At 67.5% G+C, this 24,383-nt stretch carries 23 protein-coding genes; 12 read left to right on the top strand and 11 right to left on the bottom strand.

The window, feature by feature from the left end:
- Positions 1-77 precede the first annotated feature (77 nt).
- A complete protein-coding gene (locus LCL87_RS14720; protein WP_225020814.1) occupies positions 78-500 on the top strand; it encodes a DUF1801 domain-containing protein in 423 nt (140 codons plus the stop codon).
- A 248-nt stretch (positions 501-748) separates the two neighbouring features.
- On the top strand, positions 749-871 hold the full coding sequence (locus LCL87_RS25890; protein WP_510850771.1) for a hypothetical protein: 123 nt from the start codon (positions 749-751) through the stop codon (positions 869-871).
- A gap of 82 nt (positions 872-953) precedes the next feature.
- Here LCL87_RS25890 and uvrA read toward each other — a convergent pair whose 3' ends face one another.
- Positions 954-3,911, bottom strand: coding sequence for an excinuclease ABC subunit UvrA (uvrA, locus tag LCL87_RS14715; RefSeq protein WP_225020812.1), 2,958 nt, complete (start codon positions 3,909-3,911; stop codon positions 954-956).
- A 153-nt stretch (positions 3,912-4,064) separates the two neighbouring features.
- On the opposite strand from uvrA, the gene LCL87_RS14710 reads away from it, so the two are divergent.
- The 3 genes from LCL87_RS14710 (at position 4,065) to LCL87_RS14700 (ending at position 6,014) form a co-directional block, all read left to right on the top strand.
- A complete protein-coding gene (locus LCL87_RS14710; RefSeq protein WP_225020810.1) occupies positions 4,065-4,757 on the top strand; it encodes an MBL fold metallo-hydrolase in 693 nt (230 codons plus the stop codon).
- A 102-nt stretch (positions 4,758-4,859) separates the two neighbouring features.
- Entirely contained in the window at positions 4,860-5,708 is an 849-nt protein-coding gene (locus LCL87_RS14705) for a DoxX family protein (RefSeq protein WP_225020808.1), read from the top strand.
- A gap of 27 nt (positions 5,709-5,735) precedes the next feature.
- Positions 5,736-6,014, top strand: coding sequence for a DUF7218 family protein (locus tag LCL87_RS14700; protein ID WP_225020806.1), 279 nt, complete (start codon positions 5,736-5,738; stop codon positions 6,012-6,014).
- Between the two features lie 87 nt (positions 6,015-6,101).
- Here LCL87_RS14700 and LCL87_RS14695 read toward each other — a convergent pair whose 3' ends face one another.
- On the bottom strand, positions 6,102-7,565 hold the full coding sequence (locus LCL87_RS14695; RefSeq protein WP_225020804.1) for an NAD-dependent succinate-semialdehyde dehydrogenase: 1,464 nt from the start codon (positions 7,563-7,565) through the stop codon (positions 6,102-6,104).
- 253 nt (positions 7,566-7,818) lie between these two features.
- On the opposite strand from LCL87_RS14695, the gene LCL87_RS14690 reads away from it, so the two are divergent.
- Complete coding sequence (locus LCL87_RS14690; RefSeq protein ID WP_225020883.1) at positions 7,819-10,038, top strand: ATP-binding domain-containing protein; 2,220 nt, start codon at positions 7,819-7,821, stop codon at positions 10,036-10,038.
- Positions 10,039-10,146: 108 nt separating this feature from the next.
- Positions 10,147-10,563: a hypothetical protein gene (locus LCL87_RS14685; RefSeq protein WP_225020803.1), complete on the top strand. Its 417-nt coding sequence runs from the start codon at positions 10,147-10,149 to the stop codon at positions 10,561-10,563.
- A gap of 12 nt (positions 10,564-10,575) precedes the next feature.
- On the opposite strand, the gene LCL87_RS14680 is transcribed toward LCL87_RS14685, so the two are convergent.
- The 3 genes from LCL87_RS14680 to uvrB all read right to left on the bottom strand — a co-directional run bounded on the left by LCL87_RS14680 (position 10,576) and on the right by uvrB (position 14,278).
- Positions 10,576-11,028, bottom strand: coding sequence for a universal stress protein (locus tag LCL87_RS14680; protein WP_225020801.1), 453 nt, complete (start codon positions 11,026-11,028; stop codon positions 10,576-10,578).
- Between the two features lie 199 nt (positions 11,029-11,227).
- Complete coding sequence (locus LCL87_RS14675) at positions 11,228-12,100, bottom strand: SCO6745 family protein (protein WP_225020799.1); 873 nt, start codon at positions 12,098-12,100, stop codon at positions 11,228-11,230.
- Between the two features lie 21 nt (positions 12,101-12,121).
- Positions 12,122-14,278 carry an excinuclease ABC subunit UvrB gene (uvrB, locus tag LCL87_RS14670; protein ID WP_225020798.1) on the bottom strand — a complete coding sequence of 719 codons (2,157 nt, stop codon included), beginning with the start codon at positions 14,276-14,278 and terminating at the stop codon, positions 12,122-12,124.
- Positions 14,279-14,381: 103 nt separating this feature from the next.
- On the opposite strand from uvrB, the gene LCL87_RS14665 reads away from it, so the two are divergent.
- Positions 14,382-14,966, top strand: a complete 585-nt coding sequence (locus LCL87_RS14665) for a DUF402 domain-containing protein (RefSeq protein ID WP_225020796.1) — start codon at positions 14,382-14,384, stop codon at positions 14,964-14,966.
- A gap of 6 nt (positions 14,967-14,972) precedes the next feature.
- On the opposite strand, the gene coaE is transcribed toward LCL87_RS14665, so the two are convergent.
- The gene (gene coaE, locus LCL87_RS14660) at positions 14,973-16,196 is read right to left on the bottom strand and encodes a dephospho-CoA kinase (protein ID WP_225020794.1); all 1,224 of its coding nucleotides are present in this window, start codon (positions 16,194-16,196) and stop codon (positions 14,973-14,975) included.
- Positions 16,197-16,322: 126 nt separating this feature from the next.
- Between coaE and LCL87_RS14655 the strand changes: the two genes are divergently transcribed.
- Positions 16,323-16,535, top strand: coding sequence for a hypothetical protein (locus LCL87_RS14655; RefSeq protein ID WP_225020792.1), 213 nt, complete (start codon positions 16,323-16,325; stop codon positions 16,533-16,535).
- Positions 16,536-16,768: 233 nt separating this feature from the next.
- Here LCL87_RS14655 and rpsA read toward each other — a convergent pair whose 3' ends face one another.
- Positions 16,769-18,241 (bottom strand): 30S ribosomal protein S1, encoded by a 1,473-nt coding sequence (gene rpsA, locus LCL87_RS14650; protein WP_225020790.1) that lies wholly within the window; start codon positions 18,239-18,241, stop codon positions 16,769-16,771.
- A 300-nt stretch (positions 18,242-18,541) separates the two neighbouring features.
- Between rpsA and LCL87_RS14645 the strand changes: the two genes are divergently transcribed.
- Positions 18,542-19,390 carry a class I SAM-dependent methyltransferase gene (locus LCL87_RS14645; RefSeq protein WP_225020789.1) on the top strand — a complete coding sequence of 283 codons (849 nt, stop codon included), beginning with the start codon at positions 18,542-18,544 and terminating at the stop codon, positions 19,388-19,390.
- Between the two features lie 19 nt (positions 19,391-19,409).
- Here LCL87_RS14645 and LCL87_RS14640 read toward each other — a convergent pair whose 3' ends face one another.
- The 4 genes from LCL87_RS14640 to LCL87_RS14625 form a co-directional block, all read right to left on the bottom strand.
- Positions 19,410-20,171, bottom strand: a complete 762-nt coding sequence (locus LCL87_RS14640; RefSeq protein WP_510850770.1) for an amino acid ABC transporter ATP-binding protein — start codon at positions 20,169-20,171, stop codon at positions 19,410-19,412.
- Positions 20,168-21,157 carry an amino acid ABC transporter permease gene (locus LCL87_RS14635; protein ID WP_225020787.1) on the bottom strand — a complete coding sequence of 330 codons (990 nt, stop codon included), beginning with the start codon at positions 21,155-21,157 and terminating at the stop codon, positions 20,168-20,170. The genes LCL87_RS14640 and LCL87_RS14635 overlap by 4 nt, the downstream gene beginning before the upstream one ends.
- 19 nt (positions 21,158-21,176) lie before the next feature.
- Positions 21,177-22,097, bottom strand: a complete 921-nt coding sequence (locus LCL87_RS14630) for an ABC transporter substrate-binding protein (RefSeq protein WP_225020785.1) — start codon at positions 22,095-22,097, stop codon at positions 21,177-21,179.
- A 96-nt stretch (positions 22,098-22,193) separates the two neighbouring features.
- A complete protein-coding gene (locus LCL87_RS14625) occupies positions 22,194-23,267 on the bottom strand; it encodes an isocitrate/isopropylmalate family dehydrogenase (protein WP_225020879.1) in 1,074 nt (357 codons plus the stop codon).
- 43 nt (positions 23,268-23,310) lie between these two features.
- On the opposite strand from LCL87_RS14625, the gene LCL87_RS14620 reads away from it, so the two are divergent.
- A complete protein-coding gene (locus LCL87_RS14620; protein ID WP_225020783.1) occupies positions 23,311-23,838 on the top strand; it encodes a 2'-5' RNA ligase family protein in 528 nt (175 codons plus the stop codon).
- 121 nt (positions 23,839-23,959) lie between these two features.
- Positions 23,960-24,325 (top strand): thioredoxin, encoded by a 366-nt coding sequence (gene trxA / locus LCL87_RS14615; protein WP_225020781.1) that lies wholly within the window; start codon positions 23,960-23,962, stop codon positions 24,323-24,325.
- Positions 24,326-24,383: the final 58 nt, after the last annotated feature.

Raw genomic sequence — 24,383 nt, 5'->3', positions numbered from 1 at the left:
CTTTTTCCCGACCCGTTCCAGGGCAAGCGCGCGGCGTCGGCGCACCATCCTCGGCACGCCCGGCCTAACCTCCACCCATGGCCGCCGCGAACAAGACACACGCAACCGATTCGAGCGTCGACGCGTTCATCGAGAATCTTCCGAATCCGACCCGCCGGGCAGACGCTCGGCGCCTTCGATCGATCATGGAAGACGAGTCCGGCGAACCCGCCGTGATGTGGGGAACGAGCATCGTGGGCTTCGGTTCCCGCACCTACCGGTACGCCAGTGGGCGGACCGGCGAGACCCCACTCGTCGGCTACTCCCCCAGAGCGACCGCCCTGAGCCTCTACCTCACCCTCGAGTGCGACGAACTATCCGAGGAGCTCGACAGACTCGGGCCACACAGGCTCGGCAAGGGCTGCCTGTACATCACCAGACTCGCGCTCGTCGACGAGGCGACCCTCGTCGAACTGATCGGACGATCCGTGACCGCCGCCCGGCGGCTCGACCACTTCTGAGCTTCCGCCACAACCCGCGAGCCTCGGGCCCGCGACGCCGCTACCAGGCACTATTTGGACAGTTGTCCGATTTGGGCCTGGCCTGCACAGACCCGCCTCTTCGCTTACGAAAAACAAGTTCGCGAAAACCGCCCCGAATCGGGCCGCCGTGTTGGTAGCGTGACCGTCGCGTGATCAGGAAGTGATCCAGATCACGCATACCCCCACCGGGCCCTTCCCCCCGAAGGTCCGAATCGAAGGAGAGAAACATGGGATCGATCACCGAAATCCTCCCCGGCCTGATCAGCGCTCTCAGCAGCGGAGACCTCGACATCACCGCACTGCTGGGCGGCCTGCTCGGCGGCTCGTCCGAGCAGCAGCAGCCGGTCTGAGTCGGTCCGCTGACAGCTTGACGGCGGTGGGAAACCTCGGTTTCCCACCGCCGTTCGCTTGGTCGAAGCTCGATGGCTGCGGCTACCCGACCGCTGCGGCCTTTCGCGCTCGCTTCCGCGGCGCGGCATTCGACTTGCCCGCGGCGGACTTCCGGGGCGCGGCACCGTTGGATGCCGCCGACGGCGCCGACAGAACTTCACCCAGGAAGCGTCCGGTGTAGCTGCCCGGAACGGCCGCGACATCCTCCGGAGTTCCCTCGGCGACCACCGTGCCGCCGCCCGACCCGCCCTCGGGCCCCATATCGATGATCCAGTCGGACGTCTTGATGACATCGAGGTTGTGCTCGATGACGATCACGGTGTTGCCCTTCTCGACGAGACCGTTGACGACCTTGAGGAGCTTCCGGATGTCCTCGAAGTGCAGGCCGGTGGTGGGCTCGTCGAGAACGTAGACAGTGCGCCCGGTGGACCGCTTCTGCAGTTCCGCCGCCAGCTTGACGCGCTGCGCCTCGCCACCGGAGAGGGTCGGCGCCGGTTGACCCAGCCGGACATACCCGAGCCCGACCTCGACGAGCGTCTTGAGGTACCGGTGGATCGAGGTGACCGGCTCGAAGAACTCCGCGGCCTCCTCGATCGGCATGTCCAGCACCTCGGCGATGGTCTTGCCCTTGTAGTGCACCTCGAGCGTCTCGCGGTTGTAGCGGGCTCCGTGGCAGACCTCGCACGGGACGTAGACGTCGGGCAGGAAGTTCATCTCGATCTTCAGGGTGCCGTCGCCGGAGCACGCCTCGCACCGGCCGCCCTTGACGTTGAACGAGAACCGCCCGGGCTGGTAACCACGCACCTTGGCCTCGGTGGTGGCGGCGAACAGCGTCCGGATCTTGTCGAAGACGCCGGTATAGGTGGCGGCATTCGATCGCGGGGTTCGGCCGATCGGCGACTGGTCGACCTGCACCAGCTTGTCGAGTTGGTCGAGGCCGTTGATCCGAGTGTGCCGGCCGGGCACCTGCCGAGCGCCGTTGAGCTTGTTCGCCATCACGGTGGCCAGGATGTCGTTGACCAGCGTCGACTTGCCGGAGCCGGACACGCCGGTGACCGAGGTGAGGACCCCGAGCGGGAAGCTCACATCGATACCCGCGAGGTTGTTCTCCCGCGCCCCGACGACGGTGATCTGCCGCTTGCGGTCCACCGCACGCCGCTCGGCCGGCACCTCGATGACGCTGCGGCCCGACAGGTAGGCGCCCGTCAGGGACTCGGTGTTGTCGAGCAACTCCTTGTACGTGCCGCTGTGCACCACGCGGCCCCCGTGCTCGCCGGCGAGCGGGCCGATGTCGACGACCCAGTCCGACGTCCGGATGGTGTCCTCGTCGTGCTCGACGACGATCAGCGTGTTGCCGAGATCCCGCAGTCGGCTCAGGGTTTCGATGAGTCGGCGGTTGTCGCGCTGATGCAGGCCGATGGACGGCTCGTCGAGCACGTACAGAACGCCGACGAGCCCGGAACCGATCTGGGTGGCGAGTCGGATGCGCTGCGCCTCACCGCCGGACAGCGTGCCCGCGGCACGCGCCAACGACAGGTACTCGAGACCGACGTCCAGCAGGAACCCGAGACGCGCCTGCACCTCCTTGAGGACCTGGCCGGCGATCGCTTCCTCGCGAGCGCCCAGGGTGAGGCTGTTCAGGAACGCCGAGCAGTCGGCGATGGAGAGTTCACAGACCTGCGCGATCGACTTCTTGCCGTAGGTCTCGGACGAGATGGTGACCGACAGGATCTCCGGGCGCAGGCGGGCGCCGTCACATGCGGGACACGGGATGTCGCGCATGTACCCGTCGTAGCGTTCCTTCATCTGCTCGGACTCGGTCTGCTCGAGCCGACGGTGCAGGAACGGCATTACGCCCTCGAACTCGGCGTAGTACGAGCGCGTGCGCCCGTAGCGGTTCTTGTACTTGACGTGCACCTGCTCGGTGCTGCCCTCGAGGATCGCTCGGCGCGCCTTGGCCGGCAGCTTGTTCCACGGAGTGGCCATGTCGAAGCCCATGATGTCGCCGAGACCCGACAGCAGGCGGCCGAAGTACTCCGAGCTCTGGCCCATCGACCACGGGGCGATGGCACCGTCCTCGAGCGTCAGCTCCGGATCCGGCACGACGAGGTCGGGGTCGACCTCCTTGCGGATGCCGAGGCCGGTGCATTCGGGGCAGGCGCCGTACGGCGAGTTGAACGAGAACGAGCGCGGCTCGAGGTCGTCGATCGACAGCGGGTGTGCGTTGGGGCACGCGAGCTTCTCCGAGAACCGCCGCTCGCGATCGGGAGCATCCTCGTCCCGGTCGACGAAGTCGAGCACGACGATTCCGTCGGCCAGGCGCAGGGCCGTCTCGACGGAGTCGGTGAGCCGCTGCTTCGCGCTCGCCTTGACGGTGAGGCGGTCGACGACAACCTCGATGTCGTGCTTCTCCTGCTTTTTGAGCTTGGGCGGATCGGTGAGCTGATGGATCACACCGTCGACGCGCACACGCGAGTAGCCCTGCGTGTTGAGCTGCTCGAACAGATCGACGAACTCGCCCTTGCGGGTCCGGACCACCGGGGCGAGGACCTGAAACTTGGTCCCCTCCTCCATCTCGAGCACCTGGTCGACGATCTGCTGCGGCGTCTGCCGCGCGATCGGCTCGCCACACACCGGGCAATGCGCGCTGCCGGCCCGCGCATACAGCAGACGCAGGTAGTCGTACACCTCGGTGATGGTGCCCACGGTCGAGCGTGGGTTGCGGTTGGTGGACTTCTGGTCGATCGACACCGCGGGCGACAGGCCCTCGATGAAGTCGACGTCCGGCTTGTCCATCTGCCCCAGGAACTGGCGCGCGTACGCCGACAGCGATTCGACGTAGCGCCGCTGTCCTTCCGCGAAGATGGTGTCGAACGCGAGACTGGACTTGCCGGAGCCGGACAGCCCGGTGAAGACGATCAGGCTGTCCCGGGGCAGATCGAGATTGATCCCTCGCAGATTGTGCTCACGCGCACCTTGCACGATCAGGCGATCCGCCACACGTATTCCCTTCTCGGTACAGCCGTCGTCGGACAATCGTCCGGGCGAAGCCCATGGTAGGCGCGGGCACCGACAAACTCGCCGACCAGCGGGTTTCCCGATGATCGGCGGCAGCGGGCGTCGGCGCCTCGATTCGACGGTAGCCTCCCGATCATGGAGCAGCAGCGCATCACCATCGACGACGACTACACGGGCGACCTGTCCGGCAGTTCCGCGGCCCAGCGACGGACCGTCCCGGGCGCCACGATCACGAAGATGTCCGTCGGGCCGATGGACAACAACACCTACCTGATCACGTGCTCCACGACCGGGAAGTCGCTGCTCATCGACGCCGCGAACGACGCGGTACGAATCCTGCAGCTGATCGAGGAGCAGGCCCCGGGGCTGGAGTTGATCGTCACGACTCATCAGCACCACGACCACTGGTTCGCGCTCGCCGAGGTCGCCGAGAAGACCGGACTCCCGACGGCCGCGCATCCGCTCGACTCGGAGATCCTGTCGGTCGCTCCCACGCGCAGCCTCGAGGGCGGCGACACCGTGACGGTGGGCGATCTCACGCTCGAGGTGATCCACCTGAGCGGGCACACGCCGGGCGGCATCACTCTCGCACTCACCGAGAAGGGCGACAACAGCCGCGTCCACCTGTTCACCGGCGACTCGCTCTTCCCGGGCGGCGTCGGCAAGACCCCTGACGCCGAACGGTTCGCATCGCTGATGGACGACGTCGAGACCAAGCTGTTCGCCCGGTTCCCCGACGACACGGCCTTCTACCCCGGACACGGCAAGGACTCCACGCTCGGCGTCGAACGCCCGCATCTTCGGGAATGGCGCGAACGGGGCTGGTGAACCCGGCGATCGTCGCTGGTCGGTCTCCCTTTTCCGCGGTGCCGTGCCGGATCGAGCGCACCTGGATACGGTGGAATCACAATCCAGGTAGGGAGGCCGCCCATGATCGTTCGCCGAATTGCCCGCCCGCTTCTGTCCACCGTGTTCATCGCCGGTGGCATCGATTCTCTGCGTAGTCCGGCTCCGAAAGCCGAGGCTGCCGGATCGCTGATCGAGAAATCGGTCGGGACGCTGCCCGGTGCTGTCACCGAGAAGCTGCCGTCCGACCCCGAGACGCTGGTCAAGATCAATGCCGCGCTTCAGGTCGGAGCGGGTGCACTGCTCGCGATCGGTAAGGCACCCCGAGCGGCATCGCTGGTCCTGGCCGGAACACTGGTCCCGACCACGCTCGCCGGCCACGACTTCTGGAACGTCGAAGACCCGCAGCAGCGCGCGATGCAGCGCATGCAGTTCTTCAAGAACATGTCGATGCTCGGAGGACTGCTCATCGCTGCGGTCGACACCGAGGGCAAGCCGTCACTGGGTTGGCGCGGCCGGCGCGCCGCCCGCAAGGCGCAGGCCTCCGTCGCCGAGGCCTTCTCGAACGGCAACGGCTCCGACGCCGAGCACACGATGCAGGTCGTGTCCGAGCGTGCCCGGGTTGCCGCCGAACAGGCCGGCGAACGCGGCGGCGAACTGCTCGACGCAGCGCGGGTGCGAGGCTCCGCGCTGGCCCACCTCGCGAAGGAGCGCGGTACCGAACTGGGTGAGGTCGCGCGGGAGCGGGGCCCTGTCCTCGCCGAACTTGCCCGCGAGCGGGGAAGCGAAATCGCGCACCTGGCTCGTGAGCGCGGCACGGAGTGGGCAGCCACCGCGAGCGAGCAGGGCGAGGTGCTGAGCCGCCGCGCCCGCAAGCAGGCCGAGCGCGCATTGGCGACGGCACGGGCGAAGGCCGCGGAACTGCAGGACTGACCGATTCGTCGACGGGAGGCAATCATCATGCCCACCAACCGATCACAGGATTCGGACCCGCACCTCGAGGATCAGGAACTGTACGAGGTGCTCCGCGAAGAGGGCGACTCGAAGGAGAAGGCGGCGCGCATCTCGAACGCAGCCGCCAACGAGGGTCGCTCGTCCGTCGGTCACAAGGGCGGCAAGGCCGCGAACTACGAGGACCGGACCGCGGACGAGCTTCGAGAACGCGCGAAGGAACTGGGAATCTCCGGCTACTCCTCGATGAAGAAGGATGAGCTGATCTCGGCGCTGCGCGACCACTGATCGCCATGCGGAGAACGTCGTCAGGGCTCCGAGCAGCCGCTGCGCGAGATGGTCATGCTCACCTCTTGCCGGTGTGGTCCCCTGAGGTCAACCGGCGGCGGCGTTCTCCGTTCCGGTACCGGATGGGAACGAGCGGATCAGCTTGCGGTTCGCGAACTCGAACAAGCCCAACTCGCCGAGCTCGCGACCGAAACCCGAGCTCTTGACGCCTCCGAAGGGCAGTTCGGGTTCCGTCGAGGTGGGATGGTTGATCCACACCATGCCGCTGCGAATCCGGTCAGCGACCGAACGGGCGTGCTCGGGGTCCGAGCCGTAGACGGTGCCGCCGAGACCGAACCGGGTCGAGTTGGCGAGCCGGATCGCCTCGTCCTCGTCCTCGACCCGGTACACGACGGCGACCGGTCCGAAGAGCTCCTCTTCGTACGCGCGCATTCCCGGAACCACGTCGGTCAGGATCGTGGCTTCCACGAACGCCCCGTTTCCGTCGGGCCCGCGGTCGAGCGGCCGCGCTCCGCCGACGCTCACCGCGGCGCCCTTGTCGAGCGCGTCGTCGATCTGCTCGAGCAGTGTCTGCGCTGCCTGCTCGGACGACAGCGGTCCGAGGGTCGTCCTCGGATCGGAGGGATCCCCGGCGACGAGGTCGCCGAAGCGTTGCGACAGGCCTGCGACGAAGTCGTCGTAGATGGGATCGGGCACGATGAACCGCTTCGACGCGACGCAACTCTGTCCGGTGTTGCCCAGCCGTCCGGCCGCTGCGGCGGTGAGCGCACCTTCCCGGTCGTCCGCGTCCAGCAGGATGAACGGGTCGCTGCCACCCAACTCGAGAACACACTTCTTCAGATGTCTGCCCGCGATCTCGGCCAACGAGGCACCGGCACTCTCGCTCCCCGTGAGTGACGTCCCCTGGATTGCGGGGTTCGCGACCACACGTTCGACGTCCGCGATCCGGAGGAACAGATTGCTGTAGACACCGACCGGTGCTCCCGCATCGGCGATGATCTTCTCGATCTCCAACGCCGTCTGCGCGCAGGACCTCGCATGCTTGACCAGCACCACGTTGCCGACGAGCAGGTTCGGCGCAGCGAACCGCGCTACCTGGTACAGCGGAAAGTTCCAGGGCTCGATCCCGAAGAGGACGCCGATCGGTTCGGTCACCAGCTCTGCAGTGCCGGTCTCCACCTCGATTCGTTTCGCACCGAGGAATCGTGGCCCCTGCTCGGCGTAGTAGTCGAAGATGTCGGCCGCCAGATCCACCTCGGCGCGACTCTCGCCGATCAGCTTGCCCATCTCCCGCGTCACGAGCGCGGCGAGCTCGTCCTTGCGTTCACGGACGAGTTCCGCGGTTCGCGCGAGTACTCCCGCTCGTATCGCGATCGGTTCGTCGCGCCACAGGCCGAAGGCCGCGTCGGCACGGTCGACGATCGCGTCTACCTGCTCCTCGACGAGGAATGGGTACTCCGCGATGGATCGCCCCGTGTACGGATCGACCGTGTGGAACGGAGTCGGATCGGGACCGGACGCGCTCGTCGGTTGCACGCTCGTGGAAGTCATTCGCACACCCTTCTGCTTCGGATTCTCGACTCGTTCACCCGCTCGCATACCCGGATCCACGGGTCGTCATGCACGATCCTCGCGGTCGATTCCTCCGCCGGGGTGAACGACGCTGCCACCTGGGATTCTGCGGGGATCCACCCCGCCCACTAGACTGCTTGGGCGCTTTTCTGCCGTTCTCGAATAGGAGACCCCCTTGCCGGACGAGTCCCCCGTGCACCCTGATCTCGACCACGAGCAGGGGTATGTGTCGATGCTGTACGAACGCCTCGACGGCCTGCGCGCATACGCCTCGAACCGGCTCAGCCGGGTGCTCCTCGAGGGCGGTGGAACCCCGCAGGCCCGGAGCGAGCGCGAGTCGTTCACCCAGATGTACACCGAGGACCTGGCCCGGTACGACGCAGCGGAGAACGGGCTGTGCTTCGGCCGGATCGACGTCGACGGCGAGCACCGCTACGTCGGACGCGTCGGGATCCTCGACGAGGACGGCGACTACGAGACGCTGCTGCTCGACTGGCGCGCTCCCCTCGCGCGGCCGTTCTATCTCGCGACCCCCGCCGCGCCGGAGGGCGTCACCCGTCGGCGCCACATCCGGTCCCGGCGCCGGACGGTCACCGCGATCAACGACGAGTACCTCGACCTCGATGCGGCACAGGCGCACGGTGACGGCGGCGCCGGCGGCGTCGCAGGTGAAAGTGCCCTGCTGTCCGCACTCAACGCGGCCCGCACCGGCCAGATGCACGACATCGTCGAGACCATCCAGAGCGAGCAGGACGCGATCATTCGCTCGACACACCGGAGCGTCCTCGTCGTGCAGGGCGGCCCGGGCACCGGCAAGACCGCAGTCGCCCTGCACCGCGCCGCCTACCTCCTGTACACGTACCGGCAGCAGTTGGAGAAGGCCGGCGTCCTCATCATCGGCCCCAATTCCACGTTCCTCGACTACATCAGCCAGGTCCTGCCCTCGCTCGGTGAGACCGGCGTCCTGCTCTCGACCATCGGTGACCTCTACCCGGGCGTCCGTGCCACCCGTGAGGACTCGCTGGAGGCGGGCGAACTCAAGGGTTCCCTGGCGATGATCGACGTGCTGAAGAAGGCGGTCCGCGACCGCCAGGAAGTGCCGAAGTCGCCGATCGAACTGCGCTTCGACACCTACCCGATCACGCTCGACCGCAAGGTCGTCACCCGGGCACGCGGCCGTGCGCGGTCGTCGCGGCGCCCGCACAACCTGGCTCGGCCGATCTTCGTGTCCGCCGCGATCGAGGCCCTCGCCGACCAACTCGCGGCCACCCTCGGACGAAACGTCCTCGACGGCTCGAACCTCCTCAGCCGCGACGACGTCGCCGACATGCGGGACGAGATGCGCGAGGACCCGTCCATCATGGCCGCCCTCGACGCGTTGTGGCCGGAGCTGACCGCGCAGCAGGTCCTGACCGACCTGCTCCGCTCCGCCGAAAGGCTGGCATCGGCCGCGCCCGGGCTCAGCGACGCCGAGCGAGCGGTACTGCTCCGCACCTCCGGCGTCGGGTTCAGCGCCGCCGACGCACCGCTGCTCGACGAGCTCGCGGAGCTGCTCGGTATCGACGACGCCGCCGAACGCGAACGCGCACAACGTCGCTGGCGGGCCCAGATCGCGGACGCGCAGGGCGCTCTCGACATCCTCACCGGATCGGCACCACAGGACCTCGAGGACGAGATGGATCCCGAGATCCTGATGGCCTACGACCTCATCGATGCCAGCCAGCTGGCCGAACGTCAGGACCTCGGCCGCCACCGGACCACTGCCGAGCGCGCCGCGGGCGATCGCACGTGGACGTACGGCCACGTGATCGTCGACGAGGCACAGGAACTGTCCGAGATGGCATGGCGAATGTTGATGCGCCGCATCCCCAATCGGTGGATGACCCTCGTCGGAGACACCGCGCAGACCGGCGACCCTGCGGGCAGCTCGTCGTGGCAGGACGTTCTCGGACCGTACGTAGCGCAGCGCTGGAAGCTGACCCAGCTCACCGTCAACTACCGCACGCCCTCGGAGATCATGGAGCTCGCCCACCAGGTTCTCGCGGAGATCGATCCTGACCAGACGGTGCCCCGGTCGGTTCGCGCCTCGGGCCATGCGCCGTGGGCGCAGCGCGTCGACTCCGCCGTCGTCCTCGACGAGGTTCGCCGACGCGTCGCCGACGAGTCCGGCCCCGGGCTGACGGCCGTCCTAGCGGGACATGAGCACGTCGCACAGCTCGCAGATCTGCGGTCCGACGACGTGAGCGTGCTGACGGTCAAGGACGCGAAGGGTCTCGAGTTCGATTCGGTCATCATCGTCGAGCCGCAGAACCTGCTCGACGAGTCACCGCGCGGCATGAACGACCTCTACGTCGCACTGACGCGGGCGACGCAGCGCCTCGGCATCGTCCATGCCCGGCCGCTGCCGAGCGTCCTCGGCGCGCTGGACGATTCGGTCGCCGCACGAGCCTGATCGCCCAACAGCCTCTGGCGGCAAGGTCGAGGCGGTACGGTGCCCAGGGACCGCGGGTCCCCTCCCTGGGCGACCCGACCGTCGGCTATTGGACAGGAAGAGGAGATCGTGACCCGATCGCGTCTGCGGGGCCGCGCCGTGCGCGCACTGCCCACCGCGTTGGTAGTCGGCGCGATGACGGTGTCGTTGGCGGCGTGCGGCGCCACGAACCCCGCCGGCCCTCCCGCTGATCCGGTTACGGAATCTCCGGGGCCCTCGACGCTCGCGACCGTGGCCGACACCCGCACCGCGCACCTCGTCGAGGTGCTCGCGACCGAGGGCTTCCCCGTGGTCGTGCCCGACCAGACGCTGTTCGCGCTCGCCGACGGGGTGTGCCGGCAAATTTCGGCCGGCACACCCGATTCGGAGATCCTCCCGTACCTGCAATCGACGGCCGCCTACGCCGCCAGCCAGTCAGGCGGTGCACTCACCGTCGAGCGGTCCGCTCGGTTGTTGCTCGATTCGACGCGCAGCGACTTCTGCTGAAAATCCGAACCGTCAGCGAACCGTGTGCACGATGAGGACGTCCGAGGTCGACTTCCGTGCCGCGTCGGACGGAACCGAGCCGAGCAGACGACCCGTCAGCGTGTTGAGTCCACGGTTACCGACGACCAGAAGATCGGCGTCCACCTCGTCGACCAGGGCGAGGAGCGAATCCACCGGCGCACCGACGACCGCACGTTCCACGATCTCCTTCGCGCCCGCCGCGACCGCACGCTCGCGCGCCGAACGGAGGATCTCGAACGTCGGCGCCGACCCGGTCACCTGGTAGGCGTCCTCACGCAGTGTGTCCTGCGCGGCTTCGGTGTCCTTCGGGTCCGCAGGGTAGTAGGCGCACGCGATCACCAGCTTCGCATCCGCGGCACCCGCAAGGGCTGCAGCCTTGTCGACTGCGCGGTACGACGAATCCGATCCATCGGTTCCGACGACGACGGTCCGGTACGCGGTCATTGATTCCTCCATGTGTGCGTTCGATCGAGGACTCCGGCAGCATGCCCTGTTCGACCGAAGATCACCGTTCGCTGCGCTGACACTATCCGCATCCGCGCGACGTCAGGTGGAATTGCGGCACAACATGCTTCATCCCCCGGTGGACGGACCCACCCCTGCCACCATTTCACCACGGGATTCCGCTGGATGGGACACCCGGTCAGCGAGACTCGCCGTACCGCGGCCCGAACAGCGACTCCGGGAACAGTCCCGACGCACGCACGGTCCGGCACCACGGAGCGGCGAGTTCGGCCAGGCGTGCGGCGCCGTCCTCGCCCAGACCGGTCCAGGGCGCCGACGCAAGGTCGTCGGTGAGATCCTCGACGACCTCACGCAGCTCGCGACCGTCCCCGGTCAATTCGCCTCCCGGCGTCAACAGTTCGCGGTCGACCAGGCCGGCGACCGCCGCCGACCACTCCTCGCCGCTCCATCCGCGACGCGACTGCGCGAACGACTTCCGGAACCCGATACCGGCCGCCGTGTGCGTGATCAGCGCCTCGAGACCGCTGAGACCTGCGGTCTGCAGCGCCGCCACGTGTCCGTCCCCGCGGTACTCGCGGAGCAGAGTCAGCGCGTGCCACAGCACCAGGTGCGGCTGCTCCGGCCACTCCAGTGCCGCATACCCCGCGTACAGCGGTCGCCCGTCGACGCCCGGGATCGCCTGCGCCGCAATCGCGGCGAGCTGAGCAGCCTCCGACATCGCCTGTGAGGCGATCGCCTTCTCACCGAGCAGCACCCGATAGGCGGCGTCGACGCCTCGATACCGCGCCTGCACGACCTCGTCGGGATTCGCGAGCTTCCAGGCGCGCGGCAGCACGTCGGCGATCAGCGACGGGTTGAAGTTGTAGAAGACCGCCGTGACGACCCCCGCAGACACCGCGCCCATCGGTGCGGACCGCCCCACGAAGTACGTCATTCGGCCCGACTCGAGTCCACTCCCGACCAGTTCCTGTTCCACCTCGGGTGCGAAGTAGGCGAGCGAATGCAGAAGTTCGAGGGACCGCGCGGTGCGTCCGGCGAGATGTACGTCCATGTCCGAGAAGCGTAGTGGCCCCTACTTCAGTCCCGCCGCGTCCATCCCGCGCAACTCCTTCTTCAGGTCCGCGATCTCGTCCCGCAACCGTCCGGCCAGCTCGAACTGAAGGTCGCGCGCCGCGTTCATCATCTGGTCCGTGAGTTCCTTGACGAGGTCCGCGAGCTCGGCGCGCGGCATCGACTTCACGTCCCGCCCCTCGTAGATTCCGGCGCTGACAGCGCGGCCGGCCTCGCCCTGCGCCCGCCGGCCGCGGCTAGCGTTGCGACCCGAACCGCCGACCCCGACCTCGGTGTCCTCCGCCTCCTCGTACACCTGGTCGAGGATGTCGGCGATCTTCTTCCGCAGCGGCTGCGGATCGACGCCCTTCTCGAGGTTGTACGCGATCTGCTTCTCCCGCCTACGTTCGGTCTCCTCGATGGCCCGCTGCATCGAGTCGGTGATCTTGTCGGCGTACATGTGCACCTGACCGGACACGTTGCGGGCCGCGCGTCCGATCGTCTGGATCAGGCTGGTGGTGCTGCGCAGGAAGCCTTCCTTGTCGGCGTCGAGGATCGCGACGAGCGAGACCTCGGGCAGGTCGAGGCCCTCGCGGAGCAGGTTGATGCCGACCAGGACGTCGTACTCGCCGAGCCGCAGCTGGCGCAGCAACTCGACACGGCGCAGGGTGTCGATGTCGGAGTGCAGGTAACGCACCCGGATTCCGAGTTCGAGCAGGTAATCCGTCAGGTCCTCGGACATCTTCTTGGTGAGCGTCGTGACGAGCACCCGCTCGTCGCGCTCGGTGCGCTCACGGATCTCGTGCACCAGGTCGTCGATCTGGCCCTTCGTCGGCTTCACGACCACTTCGGGGTCGACCAGTCCGGTGGGGCGGATCACCTGCTCGACGAACTCGCCGCCCGCCTGTCCCAGTTCGTACGGACCCGGAGTGGCCGACAGGTAGATGGTCTGGCCGATCCGACCGGCAAACTCTTCCCAGGTCAGCGGCCGGTTATCGGTCGCCGACGGCAGCCGGAAGCCGAACTCGACGAGGTTGCGCTTGCGCGACATGTCGCCCTCGTACATCGCACCGATCTGCGGCACGGTCACGTGCGACTCGTCTATGACGAGAAGGAAGTCCTCGGGGAAGTAGTCGATCAGCGTCGCGGGCGCCGAACCCGCCGGGCGCCCGTCGATGTGCCGCGAGTAGTTCTCGATGCCGGAGCAGAAGCCGACCTGCTTGATCATCTCCAGGTCGTACTGCGTCCGCATCCGCAGCCGCTGCGCCTCGAGGAGCTTGCCGCGGTTCTCCAGATCGGCGAGCCGCTGCTCGAGCTCCGCCTCGATGTCCACGACGGCGCGTTCCATCCGCTCCGGCCCGGCCACGTAGTGCGTGGCCGGGAAGATCCGTACGGTGTCCACCTGACGTACGACGTCGCCGGTGAGGGGGTGCAGGTAGTACAGCGCCTCGACCTCGTCGCCGAAGAACTCGATCCGCACCGCGAGTTCCTCGTACGACGGAATGATCTCCACGGTGTCGCCGCGGACGCGGAACGACCCGCGGGTGAACGCCATGTCGTTGCGGTTGTACTGCACGTCGACCAGCAGGCGCAGCAGGGCGTCCCGATCCACCTCGACACCGACCTCGAGCTGGATCGACCGGTCCAGGTACGACTGCGGGGTGCCGAGGCCGTAGATGCACGACACCGACGCGACCACGACGACGTCGCGTCGGGACAGCAGGCTGGAGGTGGCCGAGTGGCGCAGCCGCTCGACGTCGTCGTTGATCGACGAGTCCTTCTCGATATAGGTGTCCGTCTGCGCGATGTACGCCTCCGGCTGGTAGTAGTCGTAGTAGGAGACGAAGTACTCGACGGCGTTGTTCGGCAGCATCTCCCGGAGCTCGTTGGCCAGCTGCGCCGCGAGGGTCTTGTTCGGGGCCATCACGAGGGTGGGCCGCTGGACGCGCTCGATCAGCCAGGCGGTCGTGGCCGACTTGCCGGTGCCGGTGGCACCGAGCAGGACGACGTCCTTCTCCCCCTCCCTCAGCCGACGTTCCAGCTCGTCGATGGCCTGCGGCTGGTCGCCCGCCGGCTCGTACTCGCTAACGACCTGGAAACGCGCGTCGGCCCGCTCGATCTCGCTGACCGGCCGGAACTCTGAATGGGCAACCACGGGGTGCTCGGATGCGAACGCCATGTCACCAGGGTATGCGCCGGTTCCGACAAGTTCTCATAACGCTGTCCGACGCCCGGTCGATCGCCAGTGCCCTGCACCACGTTTGCCGGTACTTTCTTGCTGTATGGAGAACGTCGAACCTGGCATCGCCGCAGCTGCCCCGCCGGCACCCCCCGCAGCCGTCTACCTGCCGACGGTCGACCTGGCTCCGGCGCACCGCCCCAAGATCGAATACTTCAACGTCACCGAGTGCACCAACACCGATCCCAAAGGTTTCGTGCGCCCGGTCGACCACTACCGCCTCGAGCAATGGGGGCTGTACATGGCGCGTACGGCGGACCACCCGCAGTTCCACTACCTGGAGTCCTGGATCATCCCGGATCTCGGGATCCGGGCGTCGGTCTTCCACTTCCACCCTTACCACGACCGCGATCAGGATCACTACATCGACATCGGCGACTTCACCCGCGGCTCCGACGTGTGGAAGGCCGAGGACCACTACCTCGACCTGGTCGTCCGGACCGGGCGGGAGACCGAACTCCTCGACGTCGACGAACTGATCTCCGCTACCGCGCACGGCTACATCTCGCCGCGGACGGCCGATCGCGCGGTGCAGCGGGCGGTGGCGGCCGTCGACGGGATCGCCGCCCACGGCCACGACATGGACGCGTGGCTCGCGTCGAAGGGCATGCCGATCAGCTGGCGGTGACGGCCGTCAGTCGCCGGGCGTCCACCCGGTAGCCTCGGCCCACGCCCACGCCCGCTGGTAGCCCTGGTCGAACCAGGGCGCGACGGCATCGGCATACGCCGCGTCCGCGTCGGACTCGTGTGCGTTCTCGGCAGCAGTTGCCGCCGCAGCCCGCTTGACCTCGAGGAACTCGGCCCGCGCCTCCGCGTCCGCGATCAGCCAGTCCCGCAGCAGCAGCGCGAACTGCTGCCCCGGCCACCCCTCGACGCGGAGACTGATCCGGACGGGCCGTCCGGGGTCGGCGCCGCCGTGCGTGCGCTTGTCCCACAGCCCCGGATCGCCTTCGCCCCCGACGCCGTACGCCGGCTTGGGCGCGTCGCGGTTCTCGTCGTCGATACGCGGGAATCCCGCTGCAGCGAGCGATCCGGCGAGCGCATCGGCGGCTGCGAGGTCCTTCACGGTGATCTGGACATCGATCAGGTCGCGCGCGTCGAGACCGGGCACGGCGGTGGAGCCGACATGATCGATTCGCACGGCCTCGGCTCCGCACACCAGCCGCAGTCGCTCGACCAGGCGCCGGCCCTGCGCCGCCCAGTCGGGGTCCGACGGGCGCACGATCGGCGGCACCGACACGACCGTGGCGGTCCGTAGGTTGGCCTCGAAAGGCGTCAGGCGATCGGCGAACAGCGCGCGGGCCTGCTCACGGATCAACTCGGGCGCTCCGCTGTTGTCGAGCAGGACGTCCGCAGCCTCGCGCCGCTGCGCGTCGGAGGCCTGCGCCGCGATCCGAGCCCGCGCGTCGGCCTCCGGCATGCCTCGCAGCTCGACGAGACGCCGGACCCGTTCCTCCTGGTCGACGTACACGACGACAACGAGATTGAACGCAGGCCCCATGCGGCCCTCGACGAGCAGCGGGATGTCCTGCACGACAATTCCATCGACGGGTGCGCCGTCGACGAGTTCCGCGGTACGCGCGCCGATGAGCGGATGCAGGATCGAGTTGAGCAGCATTCGCGAGTCGTCGCTGCCGAATGCCCTCTCCGCCAAGGCCGGACGATTCAGCGTGCCGTCGTCGTGCAGGATTCCGTCGCCGAATGCGTCGACCAGCGCCGCGAGACCCGGCGTTCCAGGCTCGACGACCTCCCGGGCGATCAGGTCGGCGTCGACGATCACCGCACCCAATTCCGCGAGAACCTTCGACACGGTCGACTTACCGGCTCCGATGCCTCCCGTGAGGCCCACTCTCAACACGCGGACCAGTCTGTCACCAAACACGCCGAAGATCATCTACGCACCAAATGACGGGGTTCTTCGACCTGGCCAGATACCCTTTCGGAGACCGTCCGAACAGCCGATTGACTCGAGTAGGAGAAGCGCATGAGCACTCATCCCACCCGTCCCGGTCGGCACCGTCTCGGCATGGAGAACGGCATCCACGCCATCCTCATCCCCGAGGTGGCCACGGCGCTCGCAGAGCACCGACGCAACTGGTTCACCAGTATCCTGAGCCCCGCTCGCCACAGCTTCGCGACCATCAAGAAGCGAACGGCGACCATGCCCACCCGATGGGTGCCTGCCGCAGCGGGCTGATCGCCCGCACAGGACACGCACAGTGGCCCGATCCCAGCAGGGATCGGGCCACTGTCGTCTCTGCCGCATCTGTCGGCCCGCGTTTTGCGCACTTGGCGCGATGACGCGCCGAGGACCGCGCACGCCAAGTGCGCAAAACGCGAGGGGGCGGGACATACAGAAGACCCCGGCCCTGACAGTGTCAGGGCCGGGGTCTTCCGGCAGATCAAGCCTGAATGCTCAGGCTGTCGCTATCAGGCGTTGCCCGACAGCTTCTCACGCAGTGCAGCGAGCTGCGCATCGCTGGCCAGCGAGCCACCGGCGGACTCGGAGGACACGGCAGCGCCCTCGTCCGAGCCCGACTCCGAGGAGTAGTTGGTGCCCGAAGCGCCGGCCGCAGCCTCGGCAGCCTCGTCCGCAGCCATCTTCTCCATCTGAGCGGTGTGCATCTTGTGGCGACGCTCAGCCTCGGCGTAGCGGGACTCCCACTCCTCACGCTGCTTGTCGAAGCCCTCGAGCCATTCGTTGGTCTCGGGATCGAAGCCCTCGGGGAAGATGTAGTTGCCCTGATCGTCGTACGAGTCGGCCATGCCGTACTTGGACGGATCGAACTCGGCGTTGTAGTCCTCGTTCGCCTGCTTCAGCGACAGCGAGATGCGGCGACGCTCCAGGTCGATGTCGATGACCTTGACGAGCGCATCGTCGCCGACGCCGACAACCTGGTCCGGAACCTCCACGTGGCGCTCGGCCAGCTCGGAGATGTGCACCAGGCCCTCGATTCCCTCCTCGACGCGAACGAACGCGCCGAACGGAACCAGCTTGGTGACCTTGCCCGGCACGATCTGGCCGATCGCGTGGGTGCGGGCGAACTGACGCCACGGGTCCTCCTGCGTCGCCTTCAGCGACAGGGAGACACGCTCGCGGTCCAGGTCGACGTCGAGAACCTCGACGGTGACCTCGTTGCCGACCTCGACAACCTCGGACGGGTGGTCGATGTGCTTCCAGGACAGCTCGGAGACGTGGACCAGACCGTCGACGCCGCCGAGATCGACGAACGCACCGAAGTTGACGATCGAGGACACGACGCCCTTGCGGACCTGGCCCTTCTGCAGCTGGTGCAGGAACTCGCTGCGGACCTCGGACTGGGTCTGCTCGAGCCATGCGCGACGCGACAGGACCACGTTGTTGCGGTTCTTGTCGAGCTCGATGATCTTGGCCTCGATCTCCTTGCCGACGTACGGCTGGAGGTCGCGGACGCGACGCATCTCGACGAGCGAAGCGGGCAGGAAGCCGCGGAGACCGATGTCGAGGATGAGGCCACCCTTGACGACCTCGATGACGGTGCCCTTGACGGCCTCGTCCTTCTCCTTGAGCTCCTCGATGGTGCCCCAGGCACGCTCGTACTGAGCGCGCTTCTTCGACAGGATCAGACGGCCTTCCTTGTCCTCCTTGGTGAGGACCAGGGCTTCGACCTCATCGCCCACGGAGACGACCTCGTTGGGGTCGACGTCGTGCTTGATGGAGAGCTCACGGGAAGGGATGACGCCTTCGGTCTTGTAACCGATGTCGAGAAGGACCTCGTCACGATCGACCTTGACGATGGTGCCTTCGACGATGTCGCCATCGTTGAAGTACTTGATCGTTGCGTCGATGGCGGCGAGGAAGTCCTCGGCGGAGCCGATGTCGTTGACGGCTACCTGCGGCGAGGTCACGGTGTTGGAGGGCATGTGTTGAGTTGCTCCGGACGGGTTGTTAGTCGGTTGATGGTGTTTGTCAGACAGGCGGATCGGAATGCCGTACGTTCCGACAAAATGCCGGATCCGACCGATCTTCCGGTCCACCACGAGGTCTTCCGCCGGCTCCACCGACCAAACTTCGACCGGTGGTGATCCACGCCGAAGACACTCGCGAGCAACAGGGTACGCGACCTACGGCTAGCTGGGCAAACCCTGCCGTCACCGACCCGGCCGCGATCGATACCGGGCGGGCAGGCGCCGTTCCCGACCCGACATCTAGGCTTGACCTCCATGTCCGACGATCGACACGCCGCCGCCATCTCCACCCTCGGGACCAGTGGGGTCGCCCGCACCCGGATCGGGTCGGAGGCGAGCGAACGGGCCAGCCGGGCGTGGTGGGACGCCGACGCCGACGACTACCACCGCACGCACGGCGAGTTCCTGGGAGTCGACTCGAGCGCCGGCGAGTTCGTGTGGTGCCCGGAGGGACTGCACGAGGGTGACGTCCAGCTCCTCGGGGACGTCGCCGGCAAGCGCATCCTCGAGGTGGGGTGCGGGTCGGCTCCGTGCGCCCGGTGGCTCGCGTCACACGGCGCGGACGCGGTCGGCCTGGATCTGTCGATGGGAATGCTGGCACGCGGAGTCGCGGCGATGGACGAGACCGGCGGGCGAGTGCCCCTGGTCCAGGCCGGCGCCGAATCGCTCCCGTTCCGTGACGAGAGCTTCGACGCCGCGTGTTCGGCTTTCGGGGCGGTTCCGTTCGTCGCGGATTCGGCGCGGGTGATGGCCGAGGTGGCGCGTGTGCTGCGCCCGGGCGGGCTGTGGGTTTTCGCGGTCAACCATCCGATCCGCTGGATCTTCCCCGACGATCCCGGACCGCGCGGTCTCACCGCGACGCTCCCCTACTTCGATCGCACGCCGTACGTCGAGGTCGACGACGACGGCGTGCCGACATACGTCGAGCACCACCGCACGATCGGCGATCGCGTCCGCGAGGCCGTCGCCGCGGGCCTCGAGGTGCGCGACATCATCGAGCCGGAATGGCCCGAATGGCTCGACCGCGAGTGGGGACAGTGGAGCCCGCTGCGCGGTCAGCTGTTCCCGGGCACCGCGATCTTCGTCACCCGCAAGCCGGCCTGACACACGACGGCTACCGCCGTCACAGCAGCTTGGACAGGAACGCCTTGGTCCGGTCGTGACGGGGGTTGGCCAGCAGATCGCGCGGCTCCCCCGCTTCGACGACGACCCCGCCGTCCATGAACACCAACTGGTCGGCGACCTCCCGCGCGAAGCCCATCTCGTGGGTGACCACGACCATCGTCATGCCCTCCTTCGCGAGGTTCTTCATGACGCCGAGGACCTCGCCGACCAGTTCGGGATCGAGCGCCGACGTGGGCTCGTCGAACAGCATGAGCTTGGGGTCCATCGCCAGGGCCCGCGCGATCGCAACTCGTTGTTGCTGCCCCCCGGACAGCTGGGCGGGATAGGCGTCGGCCTTGTCCGACAGCCCCACCTGGTCGAGCAGATCCCGGGCCCGCGCAGTCGCCTTGGTACGCGACACCTTCTTGACCTGGATGGGCGCCTCGACGATGTTCTCGAGCGCCGTGCGGTGCGGGAACAGGTTGAAGTGCTGGAAAACCATGCCGATGTCGCGTCGCTGCTTCGCGGCCGCCCGCGGGCTCAGTTCGTACAGTTTGTCGCCGCGCTCCGAGTACCCCACGAGTTCACCGTCGACGTAGAGCCTGCCGGCGTTGACCCGCTCGAGGTGGTTGATGCAGCGCAGGAACGTCGACTTGCCCGAACCCGACGGCCCGACGAGGCACAGCACCTGACCTCGCTCGACCTCGAGGGAGACGCCGCGCAGCACCTTCAGCGCACCGTAGTTCTTGCAGACCTGGTCGGCCTTCACCATCGGCGTCATTTGCGTTCTCCTCCCGGCGGTTCGGGCGGGGTGTCGGCGTCCGGCGTGATCACGATCGGACGTCCCTGGGCATCGGCGAGTGCCTGCAACTGCCGCGCGGTCAGCGTGCGCGACGCGCCCTTCGAGTAGTACCGCTCGAGGTAGTACTGGCCGATCATGAGGATGCTCGTGATCACGAGGTACCAGGTGGCGGCGACCAGCAGCAACGGGATCGGATAGAAGTTCGCGCCGGAGATGTCCCGGGCCCGTCCGTACAGCTCACCGCTGAACGGCACCGCGCTCACGAGCGAGGTGGTCTTGAGCATGCTGATCACCTCGTTGCCGGTCGGCGGGATGATCACTCGCATCGCCTGCGGGAGCACGGTGCGGCGCATCGTCTGCGCCCAGGACATTCCCAGCGCGGTCGACGCCTCCGTCTGCCCCTCGCTCACCGAACTGACGCCGGCGCGGACGATCTCGGCCATGTAGGCGGCTTCGTTGAGTCCGAGACCGATCACCGCGAAGAGGAAGGCGTTCGCCAGTGTCGACTGCAGGTCGATGCTGGCGAACTGGACCACGAAGGGGATACCGAGGTCGATCGTCTTGTAGATCGAGGGAAACAGCCCCCAGAACACCAACTGCACGTACACCGGGGTACCCCGGAACACCCACAGGTACACCCAAGCAGCCGATCGCAGAACGGGATTCGGCGACAGCCGCATCACCGCGAGGATCACGCCGAGCACGATGGCGATCACCATCGCGAGAACGGTCATCTGGATGGTCGTCCACGCTGCCGCGGTGATGCGCTTGTCGAACAGATACTGGCCGTAGACATCCCAATCGAAGGCGTCGTTGGTCGCGGCACCGTAGACGAACAGCCCGAACAAGACGAGCACGATCACCGCCGCGATCCAGCGGCCGGGGTGCCGGAGGGGAACGGCCTCGATCGGTTCCGGCTCGGTAGCCGAGACGTCGTCGGGGTTCCGATTCACGCTGGATGCCATGCCTTCTCGCCTCCTACCCTCAGCTCGTCGCGCCGTTGACGACCGACGTCTCGATCAGGCCGGCCTCGACGCCCCACGCCTCGGCGATCTGCCGGTACTGACCACCGTCGATCAGGTACTGCATCGCCTGCTGCAGCACCGGGGCGAGCGGCGATCCCTTCGCGACCACCCACCCGTACGGCGCCGAGTCGAACACCTCGCCCGCGGGCACGATGCGGCCGTCACTGCGCTTGATCGCGTACGCGGTGACGGGCGAATCCGCGGACAGCGCGTCGATCCGGCCGAGGATCAGCGCGTTCGCGACGTCGTCCTGGCTGTCGTACTTGACCTTCTCGATCGGTGGCTTTCCCGCGGCAACGCACGCGTCGCTCTTGGCGGGAACTTCCTCGATGTCCTCGATGGTGGTGGTCTGCACCCCGACCCGCAGTCCGCACGCGTCGTTGGGGTCGATGTCGTCGCCGGGCCGCTGGGCCCACTGCACGCCGGCGCTGTAGTAGGTGACGAAGTCGACGGACTTCTCCCGTTCGAGGGTGTCGGTGAACGACGACATTCCGACGTTGAAGGTTCCGGCCTGGACCGCGGGGATGATCTTGTCGAAATCGGCCTGCTTGAAGTCGGCGGTCACCCCGAGCACCTGGCCGACGGCATTCATCAGATCGACGTCGAAGCCGACGATGCGGCCTTCCTCGTCCTTGAACTCGTTGGGCGCGTAGGGAACGTTGACCCCGACGACGAGACGCCCGGACGCCGCGATCGGCGCCGGCAGTTGGTCGGCAATGGCGGGCACCCGCTGCACCTCGACGCCGGACACCACCGGGACGAGGCCTTCGTTGTTGGTGACACAGCCGGCCGCAACCAGCATCGTGCCGGCGAGCAGAGCGCTGACGATCCCCCGGGTGGCACGTGAGCGTCGCGAGGCGACAGGTGTTCTTCCGAACATCACGCCTCCTCCCGTCACCCCGGAACCGGCCTGGGAAAACCCTACTGTTTCAGCGACCCCGTAGCTCGGCAGTTGACCCCGTTCATCTGACTCCGTTCATCGCCGGAACACCCGCGCGATCACGGTTTCGGTGAACTCGCTCGTCGACGCCAGCCCACCGAGGTCGGCGGTGGCGACGCCCGCCTCGACGGTGCGCTCGACGGCACTGCGGATCCGGCCGGCCGCGGCGGCGAAGCCCGGTTCGTTCCGCCGGGCCGCGATCCAGTCGAGGAGCATCGCCGTCGACAGGAAGAGCGCGATGGGGTTGGCGCGGTTGCGTCCCGAGATGTCCGGGGCCGCGCCGTGCGCGGCCTGCGCCATCGCCTTCGTCTCGGAGGCGTTGATGGAGGCGGCGGTCCCGAGCGATCCCGACAACTCCGCGGCCAGATCGGACAGGATGTCGCCGAACATGTTCTCGGTGACGACGACGTCGTATTCCTCCCCGTGCCGAACCAGGTAAGCGGCCATCGCGTCGACGTGTTCGTCGTCGAGGTGGACGTCCGGATAGTGCGTGCCGACATCGCGGCACACATCGCGGAACAGACCGGTGGTCGTGGCGAGCACGTTCGCCTTGTGCACCACGGTGACGCGCTTGCGCCGACGCCGCGCGAGACCGAAGGCGGTGTGGGCGATGCGTTCGCACGCCTGCCGCGTCACCACCCCGACGGCCATCGCCACGTCCGGTGTCGGCATGAACTCGCCGCTGCCCGCGAACATGTTGCGGTCGGCGTAGAACCCTTCGGTGTTCTCCCGCACGATGACCAGATCCATGCGCGACGAGACCGCGCGCACCCCGGGCAGTGCCCGCGCCGGACGGATGTTGGCGTACAGGTCGAAGCGTTTGCGGATCGCACCGCCCGGGGTCAGTTGCATCTGGAACGGATCGGGGTAGGACGCGCTGTCGTGCGGGCCGAGGATCCACGAGTCCAGTTCTGCCAGCGCGACGAGGGTGCTCTCCGGCATCGGAGTCCCGTGCGACTCGATCGCGTCGAACCCGATCGGCAACGGCACCCACTCCACTTCCGGGAGTCCCGCCGCCGACATCGCCGCGTCGACGACGTCGCGGGTCGCAGGCACGATCTCGCGCCCGATGCCGTCGCCCTGCAACGAACCGAGACACAGATTCCGCAAATCTCCTGCACTGAGGCTCCCCACGCGACAATCATTACTCACGATGGTCCAGTCCGTGGAGTTGCTGCTCGACCGCGACATCGACGCAACCGTTCGTACCGAATGGCGCCGGCTCTCGTCCGCGCGCCTACCCAGTCAGGACCGCATCACCGCGGAATCGAACCGGCCGCACGTCACGATGGGGGTCGCGAGCCACATTCCCGACGACGTCGAGGACGCGCTCGTGCGGGAGCTGCCGTCGGCGCCGCTCCCGATCCGGCTGGGCGGGGTCGTGGTGTTCGGTGGCCGCCGGCTCACGCTCGCCCGCCTGGTGGTGCCGACAACCGAACTGCTCACCCTGCAGCGGATCGTCTACGAACTCATCGCGGACTGTGAGGGGGTACCCCCACACATCGTGCCGGGGGAATGGACGCCGCACGTCACGCTGTCGCGGCGCATCCAGTCGACCGATCTCGGCACGGCCGTCGTCGTCACCCGCGCCGGCAGCCGCGACGTCGTAGGCACGTCGGCGGGGATCCGACGGTGGGACTCGGACAACAAGCGTGAGTGGCGAATCACACGTCACCCTTGATCAGCGGAAACAGACCACGGGGACCAGCGCCGATCCGCGATACGGAAGAATTCCGGCCGATGGAGCGTTGTACCGGCCAATCACCGGACATCGATGACGACTCCCCCGGAAAGGACCCTTCGTGGCTACCCAGACCCTCACCCAGCAGAACTTCAAGCAGACCGTCGAGGACAACGACATCGTCCTCATCGACTTCTGGGCGTCGTGGTGCGGCCCGTGCCGCAACTTCGCCCCGACGTTCGAAGCGTCGGCGGAGAAGCACCCCGACGTCGTGCACGGCAAGATGGACACCGAGGCGGAGCAGGAGTTCGCCGCGGGCGCCGGCATCCGCTCGATCCCCACGATCATGGCGTTCCGCCAGGGCGTTCTCGTGTTCAATCAGGCGGGCGCGCTGCCGCCGGCAGCTCTCGAGGACCTGATCACCCAGGTCAAGGCTCTCGACATGGATGCCGTCCGCGCGGAGATCGCGGCGCAGTCGGGCAACTGACCCCGCACGCCACGGACCCCGAGGGACGCCGGGCGCACCGATTCGGTGCGCCCGGCGT

It is taken from the genome of Prescottella equi (genome assembly GCF_020171745.1).
GTDB lineage: Bacteria > Actinomycetota > Actinomycetes > Mycobacteriales > Mycobacteriaceae > Prescottella > Prescottella equi_A.
This window is presented reverse-complemented; position numbering and strand designations above follow the sequence as displayed.

What these genes read in the sequence shown, in the direction of transcription:
- LCL87_RS14720 (WP_225020814.1), top strand. Translation starts at nt 78, where the DNA reads ATGGCCGCCGCGAACAAGACACACGCAACCGATTCGAGCGTCGACGCG.
- LCL87_RS25890 (WP_510850771.1), top strand. Translation starts at nt 749, where the DNA reads ATGGGATCGATCACCGAAATCCTCCCCGGCCTGATCAGCGCTCTCAGC.
- LCL87_RS14710 (WP_225020810.1), top strand. Translation starts at nt 4,065, where the DNA reads ATGGAGCAGCAGCGCATCACCATCGACGACGACTACACGGGCGACCTG.
- LCL87_RS14705 (WP_225020808.1), top strand. Translation starts at nt 4,860, where the DNA reads ATGATCGTTCGCCGAATTGCCCGCCCGCTTCTGTCCACCGTGTTCATC.
- LCL87_RS14700 (WP_225020806.1), top strand. Translation starts at nt 5,736, where the DNA reads ATGCCCACCAACCGATCACAGGATTCGGACCCGCACCTCGAGGATCAG.
- LCL87_RS14695 (WP_225020804.1), bottom strand. Translation starts at nt 7,565, where the DNA reads ATGACTTCCACGAGCGTGCAACCGACGAGCGCGTCCGGTCCCGATCCG.
- LCL87_RS14690 (WP_225020883.1), top strand. Translation starts at nt 7,819, where the DNA reads ATGCTGTACGAACGCCTCGACGGCCTGCGCGCATACGCCTCGAACCGG.
- LCL87_RS14680 (WP_225020801.1), bottom strand. Translation starts at nt 11,028, where the DNA reads ATGACCGCGTACCGGACCGTCGTCGTCGGAACCGATGGATCGGATTCG.
- LCL87_RS14675 (WP_225020799.1), bottom strand. Translation starts at nt 12,100, where the DNA reads ATGGACGTACATCTCGCCGGACGCACCGCGCGGTCCCTCGAACTTCTG.
- uvrB (WP_225020798.1), bottom strand. Translation starts at nt 14,278, where the DNA reads ATGGCGTTCGCATCCGAGCACCCCGTGGTTGCCCATTCAGAGTTCCGG.
- LCL87_RS14665 (WP_225020796.1), top strand. Translation starts at nt 14,382, where the DNA reads ATGGAGAACGTCGAACCTGGCATCGCCGCAGCTGCCCCGCCGGCACCC.
- LCL87_RS14655 (WP_225020792.1), top strand. Translation starts at nt 16,323, where the DNA reads ATGAGCACTCATCCCACCCGTCCCGGTCGGCACCGTCTCGGCATGGAG.
- rpsA (WP_225020790.1), bottom strand. Translation starts at nt 18,241, where the DNA reads ATGCCCTCCAACACCGTGACCTCGCCGCAGGTAGCCGTCAACGACATC.
- LCL87_RS14645 (WP_225020789.1), top strand. Translation starts at nt 18,542, where the DNA reads ATGTCCGACGATCGACACGCCGCCGCCATCTCCACCCTCGGGACCAGT.
- LCL87_RS14640 (WP_510850770.1), bottom strand. Translation starts at nt 20,171, where the DNA reads ATGACGCCGATGGTGAAGGCCGACCAGGTCTGCAAGAACTACGGTGCG.
- LCL87_RS14635 (WP_225020787.1), bottom strand. Translation starts at nt 21,157, where the DNA reads ATGGCATCCAGCGTGAATCGGAACCCCGACGACGTCTCGGCTACCGAG.
- LCL87_RS14630 (WP_225020785.1), bottom strand. Translation starts at nt 22,097, where the DNA reads ATGTTCGGAAGAACACCTGTCGCCTCGCGACGCTCACGTGCCACCCGG.
- LCL87_RS14620 (WP_225020783.1), top strand. Translation starts at nt 23,311, where the DNA reads ATGGTCCAGTCCGTGGAGTTGCTGCTCGACCGCGACATCGACGCAACC.